This is a genomic window from Streptococcus sp. GMD4S, from assembly GCF_000296955.1.
The window spans coordinates 1-587 of sequence record NZ_AJRE01000566.1; the positions used below are offsets into that span (position 1 = coordinate 1).

At 46.2% G+C, this 587-nt stretch carries 1 pseudogene; it reads left to right on the forward strand.

The window, feature by feature from the left end:
* Positions 1-587 (forward strand): annotated as a pseudogene (gene fusA / locus GMD4S_RS12570) (elongation factor G); the annotation flags it as partial.

A 587-nucleotide genomic window follows, 5' to 3' on the forward strand; every position in this document is an offset into this window, starting at 1 on the left:
GAAGCGAACGTAGGTGCTCCTCAAGTATCTTACCGTGAAACATTCCGCGCTTCTACTCAAGCACGTGGATTCTTCAAACGTCAGTCTGGTGGTAAAGGTCAATTCGGTGATGTATGGATTGAATTTACTCCAAACGAAGAAGGTAAAGGATTCGAATTCGAAAACGCAATCGTCGGTGGTGTGGTTCCTCGTGAATTTATCCCAGCGGTTGAAAAAGGTTTGGTAGAATCTATGGCTAACGGTGTTCTTGCAGGTTACCCAATGGTTGACGTTAAAGCTAAGCTTTACGATGGTTCATACCACGATGTCGACTCATCTGAAACTGCCTTCAAGATCGCGGCTTCACTTGCCCTTAAAGAAGCTGCTAAATCAGCACAACCAGCTATCCTTGAGCCAATGATGCTTGTAACCATCACTGTTCCAGAAGAAAACCTTGGTGATGTTATGGGTCACGTAACTGCTCGTCGTGGACGTGTAGATGGTATGGAAGCACACGGTAACAGCCAAATCGTTCGTGCTTACGTTCCGCTTGCTGAAATGTTCGGTTACGCAACAGTTCTTCGTTCTGCATCTCAAGGACGTGGTAC